Origin of the sequence: Caenimonas sedimenti (assembly GCF_007833165.1) — a bacterium.
GTDB lineage: Bacteria > Pseudomonadota > Gammaproteobacteria > Burkholderiales > Burkholderiaceae_C > Ramlibacter > Ramlibacter sedimenti.
Map to the genome: position 1 here is coordinate 392,812 of NZ_VOBQ01000004.1, position 15,722 is coordinate 408,533.

General features: G+C 68.9%; 15 protein-coding genes. 7 read left to right on the forward strand and 8 right to left on the reverse strand.

All coding sequences use genetic code 11. From position 1 onward, the window contains the following. Positions 1 to 98 precede the first annotated feature (98 nt). The 5 genes from FN976_RS06545 to FN976_RS06565 all read right to left on the reverse strand — a co-directional run bounded on the left by FN976_RS06545 (position 99) and on the right by FN976_RS06565 (position 5,715). Positions 99 to 1,616 carry a tripartite tricarboxylate transporter permease gene (locus FN976_RS06545; RefSeq protein WP_145892178.1) on the reverse strand — a complete coding sequence of 506 codons (1,518 nt, stop codon included), beginning with the start codon at positions 1,614 to 1,616 and terminating at the stop codon, positions 99 to 101. Positions 1,617 to 1,632: 16 nt separating this feature from the next. Then, on the reverse strand, positions 1,633 to 2,121 hold the full coding sequence (locus FN976_RS06550; RefSeq protein ID WP_145892179.1) for a tripartite tricarboxylate transporter TctB family protein: 489 nt from the start codon (positions 2,119 to 2,121) through the stop codon (positions 1,633 to 1,635). Positions 2,122 to 2,255: 134 nt separating this feature from the next. After that, on the reverse strand, positions 2,256 to 4,052 hold the full coding sequence (gene tfpB, locus FN976_RS06555) for a type IV pilus assembly ATPase TfpB (protein WP_145892180.1): 1,797 nt from the start codon (positions 4,050 to 4,052) through the stop codon (positions 2,256 to 2,258). Between the two features lie 35 nt (positions 4,053 to 4,087). Then, the gene (locus FN976_RS06560) at positions 4,088 to 4,852 is read right to left on the reverse strand and encodes a spermine/spermidine synthase domain-containing protein (RefSeq protein WP_145892181.1); all 765 of its coding nucleotides are present in this window, start codon (positions 4,850 to 4,852) and stop codon (positions 4,088 to 4,090) included. Continuing rightward, positions 4,849 to 5,715, reverse strand: a complete 867-nt coding sequence (locus FN976_RS06565; RefSeq protein ID WP_145892182.1) for a TatD family hydrolase — start codon at positions 5,713 to 5,715, stop codon at positions 4,849 to 4,851. The genes FN976_RS06560 and FN976_RS06565 overlap by 4 nt, the downstream gene beginning before the upstream one ends. A gap of 85 nt (positions 5,716 to 5,800) precedes the next feature. On the opposite strand from FN976_RS06565, the gene FN976_RS06570 reads away from it, so the two are divergent. The 4 genes from FN976_RS06570 to FN976_RS06585 are packed head-to-tail and all read left to right on the forward strand — an operon-like array spanning position 5,801 to position 9,940. Continuing rightward, entirely contained in the window at positions 5,801 to 6,820 is a 1,020-nt protein-coding gene (locus FN976_RS06570) for a S1C family serine protease (RefSeq protein ID WP_145892183.1), read from the forward strand. Positions 6,821 to 6,864: 44 nt separating this feature from the next. Then, positions 6,865 to 7,878, forward strand: coding sequence for an AAA family ATPase (locus tag FN976_RS06575; protein WP_145892184.1), 1,014 nt, complete (start codon positions 6,865 to 6,867; stop codon positions 7,876 to 7,878). Continuing rightward, positions 7,859 to 8,860, forward strand: coding sequence for a DUF58 domain-containing protein (locus tag FN976_RS06580; protein WP_145892185.1), 1,002 nt, complete (start codon positions 7,859 to 7,861; stop codon positions 8,858 to 8,860). Before FN976_RS06575 ends, FN976_RS06580 begins: the two co-directional genes overlap by 20 nt. Before the next feature lie 42 nt (positions 8,861 to 8,902). Next, the gene (locus FN976_RS06585; RefSeq protein ID WP_145892186.1) at positions 8,903 to 9,940 is read left to right on the forward strand and encodes a VWA domain-containing protein; all 1,038 of its coding nucleotides are present in this window, start codon (positions 8,903 to 8,905) and stop codon (positions 9,938 to 9,940) included. Between the two features lie 37 nt (positions 9,941 to 9,977). Here FN976_RS06585 and FN976_RS06590 read toward each other — a convergent pair whose 3' ends face one another. Further along, positions 9,978 to 10,196, reverse strand: coding sequence for a hypothetical protein (locus tag FN976_RS06590; protein ID WP_145892187.1), 219 nt, complete (start codon positions 10,194 to 10,196; stop codon positions 9,978 to 9,980). Positions 10,197 to 10,234: 38 nt separating this feature from the next. Between FN976_RS06590 and FN976_RS06595 the strand changes: the two genes are divergently transcribed. Continuing rightward, entirely contained in the window at positions 10,235 to 11,086 is an 852-nt protein-coding gene (locus tag FN976_RS06595; RefSeq protein ID WP_145892188.1) for an alpha/beta fold hydrolase, read from the forward strand. Positions 11,087 to 11,120: 34 nt separating this feature from the next. Here FN976_RS06595 and FN976_RS06600 read toward each other — a convergent pair whose 3' ends face one another. Both FN976_RS06600 and FN976_RS06605 read right to left on the reverse strand, forming a co-directional pair. Beyond that, entirely contained in the window at positions 11,121 to 11,804 is a 684-nt protein-coding gene (locus FN976_RS06600; RefSeq protein ID WP_145892189.1) for an ABC transporter ATP-binding protein, read from the reverse strand. Beyond that, positions 11,797 to 13,050: a lipoprotein-releasing ABC transporter permease subunit gene (locus FN976_RS06605; RefSeq protein WP_145892190.1), complete on the reverse strand. Its 1,254-nt coding sequence runs from the start codon at positions 13,048 to 13,050 to the stop codon at positions 11,797 to 11,799. Before FN976_RS06605 ends, FN976_RS06600 begins: the two co-directional genes overlap by 8 nt. A 52-nt stretch (positions 13,051 to 13,102) precedes the next feature. Here FN976_RS06605 and FN976_RS06610 point away from each other — a divergent pair, with 52 nt between their 5' ends. Together FN976_RS06610 and recJ are read left to right on the forward strand one after the other, a co-directional pair. Then, on the forward strand, positions 13,103 to 14,011 hold the full coding sequence (locus FN976_RS06610) for a phosphoglycerate mutase (protein ID WP_255440178.1): 909 nt from the start codon (positions 13,103 to 13,105) through the stop codon (positions 14,009 to 14,011). Continuing rightward, entirely contained in the window at positions 14,008 to 15,720 is a 1,713-nt protein-coding gene (gene recJ / locus FN976_RS06615; protein ID WP_145892192.1) for a single-stranded-DNA-specific exonuclease RecJ, read from the forward strand. The genes FN976_RS06610 and recJ overlap by 4 nt, the downstream gene beginning before the upstream one ends. Positions 15,721 to 15,722: the final 2 nt, after the last annotated feature.

Consider the following 15,722-nt stretch of genomic DNA (forward strand, 5'->3'; position numbering starts at 1 on the left):
CACCATTCGCGGGCACCCGCGGAACCGGCTTTGCCGGGCCGCTGGGTGCGCCCCCTTGAGGGGGAAGCGCCGCAGGCGCTTCGGGGGTGGGCCTATTTCTAGGCTTCTTCTTCCTTGAAGGCTTCTTGCCGCTTGTTCTTCACGGCTGGCATCATCACGATGATGACCAGCAGCGCCGCGGCCGCCAGCAGCCCCGCCGACAGCGGGCGCGTGACCAGCACGCTCCAGTCCCCGCGCGAGAGCAGCAGGGCGCGGCGCAGGTTCTCTTCCATCATCGGACCGAGGATCAGGCCCAGCAGCAGCGGGGCCGGCTCGCAACCGAGCTTGATGAACAGGTAGCCGATGACGCCGAAGATCGCCACCATCCAGATGTCCCAGGTGTTGTTGTTCGTGGAGTACACGCCGATGGCGCAGAACAGCACGATGGCCGGGAACAGCCAGCGGTAGGGAATGGTCAGCAGCTTGATCCAGATGCCGATCAGCGGCAGGTTCAGGATGATCAGCATCGCGTTGCCGAGCCACATCGAGGCGATCAGGCCCCAGAACAGCTGCGGGTTGCTGGTCATCACCTGCGGGCCCGGCTGGATGTTGTGGATGGTCATCGCGCCGACCATCAGCGCCATCACCGCGTTGGGGGGAATGCCGAGCGTCAGCAGCGGGATGAAGGAGGTCTGCGAGCCGGCGTTGTTGGCCGATTCGGGCGCCGCCACGCCGCGGATGTTGCCCTTGCCGAGCGGCATTTCGCCGGGCTTCAGCTTGATCTTCTTCTCGATGGTGTAGGCCGCGAAGGCGGACAGCAGCGCGCCGCCGCCCGGCAGGATGCCCAGGCCGCAACCGAGCGCCGTGCCGCGCAGCATGGCCGGCATCATCTTCATGAAGTCGTCCTTGGTCGGCATCAGGCCCTGGACCTTGGCGGTGAACACTTCGCGTTCGCTCTCATGCTTGCCGAGGTTGCTGATGATTTCACCGTAGCCGAACACGCCCATGGCGATGACGATGAAGCCGATGCCATCGGTCAGCTCCGGGATGTCGAACGAGAAGCGGGCGACGCCGGAGTTCACGTCGGTGCCGACCAGGCCCAGCAGCAGGCCCAGGATGATCATGCCGATGGCCTTGATGAGCGAGCCGGAGGCCAGGACCACGGCGCCGATCAGGCCCAGCACCATCAGCGAGAAATACTCGGCGGGGCCGAACTTGAAGGCCACCTCGGTCAGCGGCGCGGCGAAAGCCGCGAGGATCAGGGTCCCGACGCAGCCGGCGAAGAACGAGCCGATGCCCGCCGCCGCGAGGGCGGGCCCGGCGCGGCCCTGCCTGGCCATCTGGTAGCCGTCGAGCGTGGTCACCACCGAAGACGATTCCCCGGGCAGGTTGACCAGGATGGCCGTGGTGGAGCCGCCGTACTGGGAGCCGTAGTAGATGCCGGCCAGCATGATCAGCGCGGAGACCGGCGGCAACGCATAGGTCGCCGGCAGCAGCATGGCGATGGTGGCCACGGGGCCGATGCCCGGAAGCACCCCGACCAGCGTGCCGAGCAGGCAGCCGATGAAGCAATAGAGCAGGTTCTGCAGCGTGAACGCGACGCCGAACCCGATGGAGAGATTGGAAACGAGATCCATGGTGCGGGTTCCGTTCTTAGCGCGTCAGGAAGGTGGGCCACACCGGGAACTGCAGCTTGAGCAGCAGGATGAACGCGCAGTAGCTGAGGACGGCGAGCACGGTGGCGAGGATCGCCACTTCCTTGGCCTTGAACGTGTCCGCGGCCAGCGAGGCCACGAACGTGAGCGCGTAGATGCCCGCGATCAGCCCCATGGCCGGCAGGCCGATCTTGGGGATGCCGCCGATCATGATGCCGAAGATCACGTTGGCGCCGATGATGAAGCCGAGCGGACGCCAGGCGATGCTGCCGATCTTCTCGCCGTCCTCGGTCTCGACCACCAGCGATTCGAAGATCACGAACAGCCCGATCGCGGCGAGCAGGACGCCCAGCACCAGCGGGAAGTAGCCCGGGCCCATGCGGGCCCCTTCGCCGATCGTGTAGTTGGTGGCGCCCCAGCCGAAGGCGATGCCCATCAACAGGAACATGAGCCCGGCGAAGAAATCCTTCTGGCTCTTGATTTTCATGTGTTGTCTCCTGATTGGATTTCCAGACCGGCGGATTGTGCGGGCAAACCCGCCCCTGCCGGATGTGGATTTCACCTACGGCCGGGCACCGGGAACGCTGTTGCCGAGGCGACAGCGCCGGGCGGCCGAGGCTGCTAGTCGAGCGGTGGCGTTGCCGTCAGCACTTCCTGGATGGTGGTCAGGCCCTCGGCGACGCGCAGCGCGCCGGCGAGTCGCAGCGGCCGCATGCCGTCGGCAATGGCCTGGCGCTTGAGCGCACCGATATCGGGCTCCTGGACGATCTTTTCCTTGAGCGCCTCGCTGACGGTGAGCAGTTCGTACAGCCCCATGCGGCCCATGAAGCCGGTCATGCGGCAGTCCACGCAGCCCACCGGGCGGTAAGGTTTCCAGTCGCCGCTGATCTTCCAGGGCTTGACGACGTCGTCCACCGCCGTGCGCGCGGTGTCGACGTCCGGCTCGCGGCACTGCTTGCACAGCGTGCGTACCAGTCGCTGGGCCAGCACGCCGACCACCGTGGCGTTCAGCAGGTAGGACGGCACGCCCAGTTCCATCAGGCGCGTGATGGCCGAGGGCGCGTCGTTGGTGTGCAGCGTCGAGAACACCAGGTGGCCGGTGAGCGCGGCCTGCACCGCCATGTCGGCCGTGGCGAGGTCGCGGATTTCACCGACCATGATGATGTCCGGGTCCTGCCGCATGAGCGCGCGCAGGCCCTCGGCGAAGCCGAAGTCGAGCTGCACCTGGACCTGGGTCTGGTTGAAGGCCGGCTCGATCATCTCGATCGGGTCCTCCACCGTGCTCACGTTCACCTCTTCGGTGGCGATGCGCTTGAGCGTGGAATAGAGCGTCGTCGTCTTGCCGGAGCCGGTCGGGCCGGTCACCAGCACGATGCCGTGCGGCCGCGCCACCAGCCGCTCCCAGCGCTCGGCGTCGTGCGGCGCGAAGCCCAGTGCGTCGAGATCCTTGACGGCGGTGTCGGGATCGAAGATCCGCATCACCATCTTTTCGCCGAAGGCGGTGGGCAGGGTCGACAGCCGCATTTCCACTTCGTCGCCGCGCGGGTTGCGCGTCTTGATGCGGCCGTCCTGCGGACGGCGCCGCTCCACCACGTCCATGCGGCCCAGCAGCTTGATCCGGGCGATCATCGCGTTCAGCACGCCCATGGGCATCTGGTAGACCGGATGCAGCACGCCGTCGATCCGGAAGCGGATGACCCCCTGCTCGCGCCGCGGCTCCAGGTGGATGTCGCTCGCGCGCTGGTCGAAGGCGTACTGCCACAGCCATTCCACCACCTGCACCACGCCCTGGTCGTTGGCGTCGAGCTGCTTGTTGCTTTTGCCCAGCTCCACCAGCTGCTCGAAGCTGGCGCCGGTGTTGGAGCCGCTTTTCTGCGCCGCCTTGACCGATTTGGCCAGCGAGAAGAACTCGGCGGTGAACCGGTGGATGTCCTGCGGGTTCGCCACCACGCGCCGCACGCCGCGCTTGGACTGGCGTTCGACCTCGTCGATCCAGTCCACCACGAACGGCTCGGCCGTCGCGATCACCACCGTGCTGCCGGTCACCTGCACCGGCAACACCTTGTGGCGCTCGGCATAGCCCGCGCTCATGGTGTCGGCCACCTTCGACACGTCCACCTTCAGCGGGTCGATGCGCAGGTAGTCGAGGCCGGCGCGGCGCGCCAGGTACTGGGTGAGCGTCTCGATGTCCAGCGGCTTGCCGTCCGCAGCGCGCGTCATGGCGACCGCAGCCAGCCGCACGAGCGGATGCTGGGCGCTTTCGGCCTGGGAACAGCGGCCGACCGTGCGGCGCGCCTCCTCGGCGGAGATCACGCCGTCCTCGCTCAGCCACTCGACCAGGTGGCGCCAGTGGAGCGGGCCGCGCATCGATGGGGCGGCAGGCGCGGTGGCGGCGAACGGCTTGGCGGCGGATCTCATGGCGGCATCCTACCCAAGGCCGGGCCGGCGCGGAATCAGGCGGGCTTGAAGACCCGCAGCCACTTGCGGGCCGGCAGGCCCCAGCGCGCCTCGACCGCTTCGGCGCGCGCCACCAGCGCGGCCCGTTCCGGATGCGCGGGTGTCCGCAGCGCCAGCACGATGATGTTGCCTTCGCGCGTCGGCCGGAAGGCCCAGACGGCCTCGATGCCGAAGGCGCCCTGGATGTGGCGCAGGCTGCGCTCGTAGCTGGACGAGCGCCCGAAGAGATTGACCGTCATGCAGCCATCCTCGGTGAGGAGCGAGCGGCAGTCGCGGTAGAACGGCTCGCTGTCCAGCACGGGGGCGGCGGCTTCATGGTCGTACAGGTCCACCTGCAAGGCATCGACCTGGCCGCGCCAGTGCGCGTGGGCCGCCACCTCGGCGGCATCGCCGAGGACCACGGACAGCCGGGCGTCGTCGGCCGGCAGCTTGAACCACAGGCGGCAGGCGGCGACCACCTGCGGGTTGAGCTCGATCGCCGTCACCTTCGCCATCCGCAGCTTGCGGTGGCAGAACTTGGTGAGGGCCGCCGCGCCCAGCCCGAGCTGCATCGCGTGGCGTTTCGCCACGCTGGCGGGGTCCACGAAGAGCAGCCACGCCATCATCCGCTGCACGTACTCCAGTTCGATGTCGAAGGGCGCGCTGAGCCGCATCGACCCCTGGATCCAGATCGTGCCCAGGTGCAGCGAGCGCACGTCGCCCTGGTCGGAGAAGTTGACTTCGGGCAGCGGGGCGGAGGACGGGGCGGGGGCGGCTTTCACTGGGCCGCGATTATCCCTGCCCCGTTCGCGTCACTTCCCAAGGCCGCCAGCAGCGCGGCGAGCCTGGGCAGCGCCTCGCATGCGTTGCGTGTGGTGGCCGCCGCCAATTCGCCGGGCGCCATGCGGCGCAAGCCCGCGATCTCCGCGGCGATGCGCGGCAGTTGCGCCGGCTCGTTGCGGCCCTGGGCCTCGCCGCCGGCGCGCGCCTCGGCCGTCTGGTAGAGCCAGTGCGGCGGGATGTCGGGCGCGTCGGTTTCCAGCACCAGGGCCGACAACGGCAGGTCCGCCGCCAGGCGGCGGATCTGCAGCGCGCGTTCGTACGTGGCGGCGCCGCCGAAGCCCAGCCGGAAGCCGAGGCGGACGAACTCGCCCGCTTGCTGCGCGCTGCCGTTGAACGCGTGCGCGATGCCCGTCACCGGCACGCGCCTGAGGTGTTTGAGCAACAGGTCGGCCGACCGGCGGACATGCAGCAGCACCGGCAGCCCATGGCGGCGCGCCAGCGCGAGCTGTTCCCGGTAGAAAAGTTCCTGACGCGCCGCGTCGAGCCCGGGCACGAAGAAGTCGAGGCCGATCTCGCCGACGGCGACCAGCCGCGGATCGTCACGCCGGGCCGTGAGTTCGGTGTCCAGCGCCTCCAGGTCCGCCTCGGTGGCGCCGCCGGTGCAAAGCGGGTGGATGCCCAGGGCGTAGCTGTCGCCGTGCCGATGGGCGAGTTCTCGCACCTGCGTGAAGTTGGGCGGGGCGACGGCGGGGATCACGCAATGCACCACGCCGGCGCCGGCCGCCCGTTGCCGCACCGCATCGACGTCGGGCAGAAATTCCGCGGCATCGAGATGGCAGTGCGTATCGATCCATGGCGGCATGCTCCACATGATGCCGCATGCCGTGCACAGGGCGGGAAACCGTGCTACCGTTTGCCATAGCCAATTGCTCCTGAAGGACCCACGGATGCGCAGGCCCGCCCTTTACAGTTCCAGCCGCCCGGCCAGGGCTGCTGCTGCGCAGGCGGCCGCCGCCGATGCGGCCCCAGCCGCCACGCCGGCCGAGGCGAAACCTCCCTCCAGCCGCCGCAGCCGCCTGCGGGCCGCGCTCGCCAGCCCCGTGCTGATGTGGAGCGCCATCCTGCTGCTGGGCGCGGCCCTCGCCGCCTCACTGGCCCTGCAGCCGATGCAGCGCAAGCTGACGCAGGAACACATCAACGCCGCCGTCCTGAAGACGATGGAAACGCAGGTGATGCCGTCCGAATACGCGCGGGCCTACGACAACATCCGGCCGTCGGTCGTGCGCGTCATCAGCTACGTGAAGAAGAGCCGCCTGAAAGAAGAAGAAGCCAAGCTGGCGAAGGAGTCGAAAGATCCGAAGACGGGCAAGCCCAAGCCGAAGCCGCTCGGCCCCGCGCAGGATGACGTCACCGGCGCCAACGACGAGGTCGAGAACGGCGTCGGCACCGGCGTGGTCATCATCGACAAGGGCGTGATCCTGACCAACCTGCACGTGGTCAACGGCGCCGACCGCATCAAGGTGGTGTTCCATGACGGCCTGGAGGCCACGGCCACCATCACCGGCGTGCAGGCTGAGAACGACCTGGCGGTGCTGCAGGCCAGCAAGATCCCCGACGACATGATCGCCGCGACCATGCGCTCAACCAGCGATCTCGCTCCCGGCGACAAGGTGCTGGCCGTCGGCTTCCCGTTCGGCATCGGCCCCTCGGCCTCGGGCGGCATCGTCTCCGGCCTCGGCCGCGTCTTCCGCTCCCCCGAAGGCAAGCAGGAAATGAAGAACCTGATCCAGTTCGACGCCGCCGCCAACCCGGGCAATTCCGGTGGGCCCCTGGTTACCATGGACGGCGAGGTCGTCGGCATCGTCACCGCCATCCTGAACCCGACGTCCGCGCGTACCTTCCTGGGCATCGGCTTCGCCGTGCCGATCGAGAACGCGGCCTCCGCGGCCGGGCTGCCCCCGTTCTGACAGCCGCCGGTCTTCCCTTCACCCTCCCCTTTCCTCTCCTCCAGATGTCCATCGAATCCTCGAGCCGCACCGACACCGCCACCGCCCAGTTGATGGAGCAGATCCTGTATGAAGTGAAGCGCGTGGTCGTCGGCCAGGACCGCTTCCTCGAACGCGTCATGGTCGCCATGCTCGCGCAAGGCCACCTGCTGGTCGAAGGCGTCCCCGGCCTGGCCAAGACGCTGACCGTGAAGACCCTGGCCAACACCATGCGCGGCCAGTTCAAGCGCATCCAGTTCACGCCCGACCTCGTGCCGGCCGACCTGGTGGGCACGCGCATCTTCAACCAGAAGAACGGCGAGTTCTCCACCTCGCTCGGCCCGGTGTTCGCCAACCTGCTGCTGGCCGACGAAATCAACCGCGCGCCGGCCAAGGTGCAGAGCGCGCTGCTGGAAGTGATGCAGGAGCGGCAGGTCACCATCGCCGGCGAAACGCACAAGGTGCCGAATCCCTTCCTGGTGATGGCGACGCAGAACCCGATCGAGACCGAAGGCACCTACCCGCTGCCCGAGGCCCAGGTCGACCGCTTCATGATGAAGGTGCTGGTGGACTACCCGACCGACGAGGAAGAGTTCGTCATCGTGCAGCGCGTCACCGGCCCGGCGGTGGACGTGACGCCAGTTGCCTCCACCGAGCAGCTCGCCGCCCTGCAGCGCGAATGCCGGCAGGTGTACGTCGATCCGTCGCTGGTGCAGTACGCGGTGAAGCTGGTTTCCGCCACCCGCGCGCCGGACCGGCACGGGATGAAGGACCTCACCAAGTTCATCACCTATGGCGCCAGCCCGCGCGCCACGATCAACCTCACCGAAGGCGCGCGCGCACTCGCCATGCTGCGCGGCCGCACCTACGCCCTGCCCGAGGACATGACGGACCTGGTGCCCGATGTGCTCCGGCACCGCGTGGTGCTGTCATACGAAGCGCTATCGGACGGCATGAATTCCGATGCGCTGATCCAGAAGATCATGGCGAAGATCCCGCCGCCACCCAAGCCGCTCGAGCATGAAAAGCTGGTGGCCTAAACGGACGAAGAACGAGGCCTCTGTCGAGGCCTCGTCCGCGCAAGCGGAGGGGGCGAAGCCTTCCAGCGCCGAGACGGTCCTGCGCCGCCTGGAATGGAAAGTCATCCGCCGGCTCGACGGCATCCTGCAGGGCGACTACCGCACGCTGATGCGCGGGGCGGGCCTCGACCTCGCCGACCTGCGGGAGTACCAGCACCACGACGACGTGCGCCACATCGACTGGAACGTCACCGCGCGGCTGCAGGTTCCGCACGTGCGCGTCTTCACCGAAGACCGCGAGATGTCCGCCTGGTTCCTGCTGGACCTGAGCCCGTCCATCGATTTCGGTTCGGGCGAGCAACGCAAGCTCAACGTCTCGGCCGAATTCGTCGCCGTGCTGGCCAAGCTGCTCACCCGGCACGGCAACCGCGTGGGGGCCATGCTCTACGGCACCGATGTCGAAGCCGTCATCCCGACCCGCAGCGGGCGCCGGCACGTGCTGCACCTGCTGCACAGCATCCAGTCGCGCCCGGCCCCCACCGGCTCGGGGCCGACCCGTCTGCATGAACTGCTGGGCTCGGCCGCCAGCCTGATCAAACGCCGCTCCACGGTGTTCGTCGTGTCCGACTTCATCAGCGAGCCTGGCTGGGAAAAGCCGCTGGCCCAGCTGGCGCAGCGGCACGAGGTGGTGGCGGTGCGTGTGCTGGACCCGCTGGAACTCGAACTGCCCGACCTGGGTCTGCTCACGCTGCGCGACGCGGAAACCGGCGAGCAGGTGGTGGTGGACACGCACGACGGCGGCTTCCGCAAGCGGTTCAGCCGGATTGCCGCGCAGCGGGAATCCGAGCTGCGCGAGGCCCTGGTCAAGAGCGGGGTGGACGCGCTTGAACTTTCCACTGACGCCGACCTGGTCGATGCCATCGTGCGGTTCGTCGAAATGCGCAAGCGGCGCAGCCAGTTGTCGTCCGGCAGCCTGCCGGCCCACCTGAAGCATGCCGCCTGACGGAGAATGTTGATGTTGTCCCTGAATCACGAGGAGGCCTGAATGCACTTCCTCTGGCCCCAATTCCTGTGGCTGATGGCGGCCCTGCCGGTGCTGGTGCTGCTCTACGTCTTGCTGCTGCGGCGCAAGAAGAAGCTGGCCGTGCGTTACGCATCGCTGTCCATCGTGAAAGAGGCCATGGGCACCCGGCAGTTCCGCCGGCACATCCCCCCGCTTCTCTTCCTGCTGGCCATGGCGGCCATGCTGCTGGCCGCCGCGCGGCCGGTTGCCGTCGTCACACTGCCGTCCAACCAGCAGACCATCATCCTCGCCATGGATGTCTCCGGCAGCATGCGCGCCACCGACGTCCAACCCAACCGGCTGGTCGCCGCGCAGAACGCCGCCAAGGCTTTCATCCAGGAACTGCCGCGCCACGTGAAAGTGGGCATCGTGGCCTTTGCCGGATCGGCCCAGGTCGCGCAGCTGCCCACGGTCAACCGCGAGGACCTGGTGACGGCCATCGACCGCTTCCAGCTGCAGCGCGCCACGGCCACCGGCAACGCCATCGTCATTTCGCTGGCCACCCTGTTCCCGGACCAGGGCATCGACCTCGCGGCGATGCAGACCGGGCGCGAGCGCCCACGCGGCACCGCAATCGACTCCGACCGCAAGGAGAAGAAGGAAGTCGCGCCGGTCGCCCCCGGCTCCTTTTCCTCCGCCGCGATCATCATGCTGACGGACGGCCAGCGCACGACGGGCGTCGACCCGCTGGAAGCTGCGAAGCTGGCCTCCGAGCGCGGCGTGCGCGTCTACACCGTCGGCATCGGCACCGTGGATGGTGAAACGATCGGGTTCGAGGGCTGGTCGATGCGGGTGCGGCTGGACGAGGAAACCCTGAAAGCCATCTCGAACAAGACCGCAGCCGAGTATTTCTACGCGGGCACGGCGGCCGACCTGAAGAAGGTCTATTCGACGCTCAGCTCCAAGCTCACGGTGGAGAAGAAGGAGACCGAAGTCTCCGCCCTGCTGGCGATGGCCGCGGCCGCGCTCGCCCTGCTGTCGGCCGGGCTGTCGCTGTTCTGGTTCAACCGGATCCTCTGACGGGCCGCAAGCCGCAGGGCTTCACGGTTCACGGGCGTCACCGCGCCTCGATCCTCGCACCTGCGAACCCGCGGAACCAGCTTTCTGCGTCCGCTTCGGAGGTTGCCACCTTGGTTGCGTGAACCTCGACGCAGTGCGTCCCACCGGCCGCGGAAAACAGGTGGGCGTGCATCTGCACGGCACCGGGCAAGGGCGAGGCATCAAGCGCGATGAAAGTGTTCGCGTCGATGCGGCCCTTGCGAATCTTGTCCTGCACCGCCCGCCCCAAGCCCCGCATATGACAGGATGGCGCCCATGAAGATCGACATCGGCGGCGGCGTGCGGCTCTACGTGGACATCGAAGGCTCGGGCCTCGTGCCGGAGGGAGCGTCGATGCGGGAGAAACCGACCCTGTTGTGCCTGCACGGCGGTCCCGGTTTCGACCACAGCGGCTTCAAGCCCGCGTTCTCGCAACTGGCGGATGTGGCGCAAGTGGTCTACTACGACCATCGCGGCCACGGCCGCAGCGACCCGCGCCCGCCGGCGGAATGGACGCTGGACACCTGGGCCGACGACGTCGTCCGGCTGTGTGACGCGCTGGGCATCGCGAAGCCCATCGTGCTGGGCCAGTCCTTCGGCGGGATGGTCGCGCAGAAGTACCTCGCGCGGCATCCCGGGCATCCGGGCAAGGTGGTCATCTCCAGCACCTCGGCCCAATGGGTGCTCGAGCGCAAGCTGGCGATGTTCGAGCGGCGCGGCGGTGCCCACGCCCGTGCGCTGGCCGAAGCGTTCTGGCGGAATCCCGGCACCGGCACCTTCCAGGCCTATTGGGACGGCTGCCACGGCCTCTACAACACCCGCGCGAATGCGGATGCGACGGGCGGCACGCGCATGCAGGCGCGGCTGGACATCCTGTTCCATTTCGCCGGCGGCGAGATCCGCACGATGGACCTGGCGCCGGGCCTGGCGCAGGCGCGCTGCCCGGTGCTCGTCATGGCGGGGGAAGAAGACCCGGTGTGCCCCATCGCGGATGCCGAGGACATCGTGGCGGCCCTGCCCGTTCAGTGGACGCAATTCGCGCGGTTCCCCGGTGTCGGGCATGGGGCCTGGCGCGACGATCCGCAGGGGGCTTTCGAGGTGCTGAAAGCGTTCATCTCACGCGAGTGACGCTCGCACCCGGCGCCCCCCGGAAGCGGACGCCTTACGCCAGCTGCCCGGCGACCAGGCGCACCACCCGCCCGCAGCGCGCGGCCAGTGACTCGTCGTGCGTGACCATCACGAACGCCGTGCCGCGGTCGCGCGCCAGGCGCAGCATCAGTTCGAACACGCCGTCCGCTGAAGCGCGGTCCAGGTTGCCGGTGGGCTCGTCGGCCAGCACACAGGCCGGGTGGGTGACGAGCGCGCGAGCGATCGCCACGCGCTGGCGCTCCCCGCCCGACAGCTCCGCGGGACGGTGCCGCACGCGTTCCGTCAAACCGACAGCCGCGAGCATCTCCGCCGCGGCGCGGTCCACGACCTCCTGCGGCTCGCGGCGGATGCGCAGCGGCATGCCGACGTTGTCGAGGGCGCTGAACTCGGGCAGCAGGTGATGGAACTGGTAGACGAAGCCCAGGTGCTGGTTGCGCAGCGCACCCTGCTCCGCCGGCGTGAGCCGCGGCAGCTCCTGTCCCATGAGACGCACGTTTCCGCTGGTGGGGGCGTCGAGCCCGCCCATCACGTGCAGCAGCGTGCTCTTGCCGGAACCGGAAGCCCCGACGATCGCCAGCGTCTCGCCGGCGTGCACCTGCAGGTCGATCCCGCGCAGCACCTCGACGTCGAGGCCGCCTTCGCTGAAGCGCTTGGTCAGGCCTTGCGCGGCCAGGACAACGGCTCCCGTCTCACTCATAGCGCAAGGCCTCCGCCGGGTTCACGCGGCTCGCGCGCCAGCTCGGGTAGATGGTGGCCAGAAAGGCGAGCACCAGTGAAATGATCGCGATCGGCAGGATGTCGGATGCTTGCGGGTCGCTGGGCATGCGGCTGATCAGGTAGATGTCCTTCGGCAAGAAACTCGCACCGAGCGCGCTTTCCAGGGCCGGCACCAGCACGTCGATGTTGACCGCCACCGCCAGGCCGAGCACCAGGCCGGCCAACGTGCCGATGACGCCGACCAGCGCGCCCTGCACGACGAAGATGCCCATGATGCTGGCCGGGCTGGCGCCCAGCGTGCGCAGGATGGCGATGTCGGCGCGCTTGTCGGTGACCGTCATCACCAGCGTGCTCACCAGGTTGAACGCCGCCACGGCGACGATCAGCGTGAGGATGATGAACATCATCCGCTTCTCGAGCTGGACCGCCGCGAACCAGGTACGGTTCTGCCGGGTCCAGTCGCGCAGCAGGACACTGCCCGTGATGGTGCCGCTCAGCTGCGCCGCCACTTCGCGCGCCTTGTGCAGGTCACGCAGCTTCAGCCGGATGCCGCTGGGCCCTTCCAGGCGGAACATCAGCTGCGCGTCCTGCACGTGCATGAGGACGAGCCCGTTGTCGTATTCGAAATGGCCCGAGTCGAAGGTGCCCACCACCGTCATCTGCTTCAGGCGCGGCACGATGCCGGCCGGCGTGACCTGGCCGCCCGGCGCGATCATCGTCACCGGGTCGCCCTCGCGCACCCCGAGGTTGCGCGCCAGCTCGCCGCCCAGCACCACGCCGAACTGGCCCGGCACCAGCTTCACCAGGGTGGACTGCGAAGTGGCCGCGAGGTCCGTCACCTGCGCTTCCAATTTGGGTTCGATGCCGCGCACGATGGCGCCGCGCATGTCCTCGCCGCGCGCCATCAGCGACTGCGCGGCCACGAAGGGCGCCGCGCCGATCACTTCCGGGTTCGCCCGGACTTCGGAGAGCGTGCGGTTGTAGTCGGGCAGCATGCCGCCGCCGGGGCCGAAGATCTCGATGTGCGAGACGACGCTGAGCATGCGGTCGCGCACCTCCTTCTGGAAGCCGTTCATCACCGACAGGACGATGATGAGCGCCGCCACGCCGAGCGAGATGCCCAGCATGGACACGCCCGAGATGAAGGAGATGAAGCCGTTGCGCCGGGTGGCCCGGCCGGCGCGCGTATAGCGCCAGCCCAGCACCAGCTCGTAAGGAATTCGCATTGGGCGCGATTGTGGCATCCCCGACAATACGGCTGTGTCAGACGGCGTCCACTTGCTCATCCCTTTTGCCAGCTCTCCCACCGAGGGTTGCCGGGAAGCCATCCGCCGCCTTCGGCTGCCCCGCCTGGAGCAGCTTCTCGGCCGCTGGACCGAGGGCGCGCCCGATGCGGGTGAGGCGCAATCCCTTTCTCCACCGCATGAGCGCGCGCTGGCGCTTGCACGCGGCTGGCCGGTGGCCGATGGCCTGGTGCCCCTGGCCGCGTGGGACGCCCACCAGGCCGGCCTCCCTCACGGCGCGGGCGGCTGGGCCCGCGTCTCGCCCTGCCATTGGCGTGTGGGCACCGACCACGTGGCCATGGCCGACCCTGGCGAACTGCAACTCGACGAAACCGGGTCGCGGGCGGTCCTTGCCATCGCCGCTCCCTATTTCGAGCAGGATGGCTTGACGCTCCACTACCACGGCCCCTTGCTCTGGCTGGCCCAGGGCGCGCTGTTCGAAGACCTGCCCACCGCGTCGCTGGACCGGGTGATCGGCCGCGAAATCGATCCCTGGATGCCGCGCAGCGAAGCCGCGCGGCCGCTGCGCCGGCTGCAGCAGGAAATGCAGATGCTGCTCTACACCGCACCATGGAACGACGAGCGGCAGGCGCGGGGGCACCTGCCTGTGAATTCGATGTGGGTGAGCGGCACCGGCCGCTTGCCCGCCGCCACCATCGCGTCGAACGAACCGCAGGTGAACACGGCCCTGCGTGGCGCCGCCCTGCGTGACGACTGGGCCGGCTGGTCCGCTGCCTGGGAACAACTCGACGCGGAGTTCGCGGACGCCGCCCTTGCGCGGATCACGCTTTGCGGCGAACGCGGCGCCCGCACCTGGTCCGCCGCCGGCACCCGCAGCCTCGCGCAGCGCCTGGGTGCGCTGTGGCGCCGGCCCGCCCTCACCGACATCCTGGAGTCGCTTTGAAAATCATTCCCCGCGACGTCCCGCCGCGCGCCGCCTGGGTGCTGGAGCAAGCCGGCATCCATCCGCTGCTGGCCCGCCTGTACGCCGCGCGCGGCGTGCTCGCCAAGGACGAGCTCGACAACGATCTGGGCCGCCTGCTGCCGCCGGCTTCGATGAAGGGCGTGACGGAAGCGGGCGTGCTGCTGGCGGACGCGATCGCGGCGCAACGCCGCATCTGCATCGTGGCCGACTACGACTGCGACGGCGCCACGGCCTGCGCGGTGGCCCTGCGCGGCCTGCGCCTGCTCGGCGCGCACCACGTCAACTACCTGGTGCCCGACCGGGTGGTCGACGGCTACGGCCTCACCCCGCCCATCGCGCACCGCGTGCACGCGCAGGGCGCCGACCTGCTCGTCACCGTGGACAACGGCATCGCCAGCGTGGCCGGCGTGGCCGCCGCGCGCGCACTGGGCCTGCAGGTGCTGGTGACCGACCATCACCTGCCCGGCCCGGAGCTGCCCGCCGACGCCCTCATCGTCAACCCGAACCAGCCCGGCTGCGAATTCGAGAGCAAATCCATCGCGGGCGTCGGCGTCATGTTCTACGTGCTGCTGGCGCTGCGCGCCGAGCTGCGCGCGCGTGGCGTTTTCACCGCGCAGACCCAGCCCAAGCTCGACGCCCTGCTGCCGCTGGTGGCGCTGGGCACGGTGGCGGATGTGGTCCGGCTCGATGCGAACAACCGCCGCCTGGTCGCGCAAGGCCTGAAGCGCATCCGCGCGGGCGCGCTGCCCTGCGGCCTGAACAGCCTGTTCACCGTGGCCGCGCGCAAGACCCAGACCGCCACCACGTTCGACTTCGGCTTCGCGCTGGGTCCGCGCGTCAACGCGGCCGGCCGGCTGGCCGACATGACACTGGGCATCGAATGCCTGCTCACCGACGACGCGGCACGCGCCGACGAACTGGCACGCACGCTGGACTCCATCAACCGCGAGCGGCGCGAGATCGAGGGTGACATGCGCGAGCAGGCGCTGGCCATCGTGGAGGCGCTGTTCGAGGAAGGCGAGGAGCCGCCACCCGCCATCTGCGTGTTCGATCCCGACTTCCACGAAGGCGTGGTCGGCATCGTCGCCTCGCGCATCAAGGACAAGCTGCACCGGCCCGCCTTCGTCTTCGCGCCGAGCCAGGCGCCTGGCAAGGAACACGAGCTCAAGGGCTCCGGCCGTTCCATCCCCGGCTTTCACCTGCGCGACGCGCTCGACCTCGTCGCCAAGCGCCACCCCGGCGTGCTGCTCCGGTTCGGAGGCCATGCGATGGCGGCCGGCTGCACGGTGGCGGAAGAGCATCTCGACGTGTTCGAACAGGCCTTGGCGCAGGTGGCTCAGGAATGGCTGGACGCGGCGACGCTGCTGCGCCGCCTGCACACCGATGGGCCGTTGGCGCCGGAGTTCCGCCGCCCCGACCTGGTGGACACGCTGCACCACGAGGTGTGGGGCCAGGGGTTCGCACCGCCGGTCTTCAGCGAGGAAGTCGAAGTGGTGTCGCAGAAGCTGGTGGGCGACAAGCACCTGGCGCTGAAGCTCAAGCACCAGGGCCAGGCGGTCGAAGGCATCTGGTTCGGCCGCACCGAGCCGCTGCCGGCGCGCGTGCTGCTGGCGTTCCGGCTGGAGGCCGACGATTGGCAGGGGGTGCGGCGGGTGCGGTTCCTGGTCGAAGGGGCGGAACTGCTGTAGGC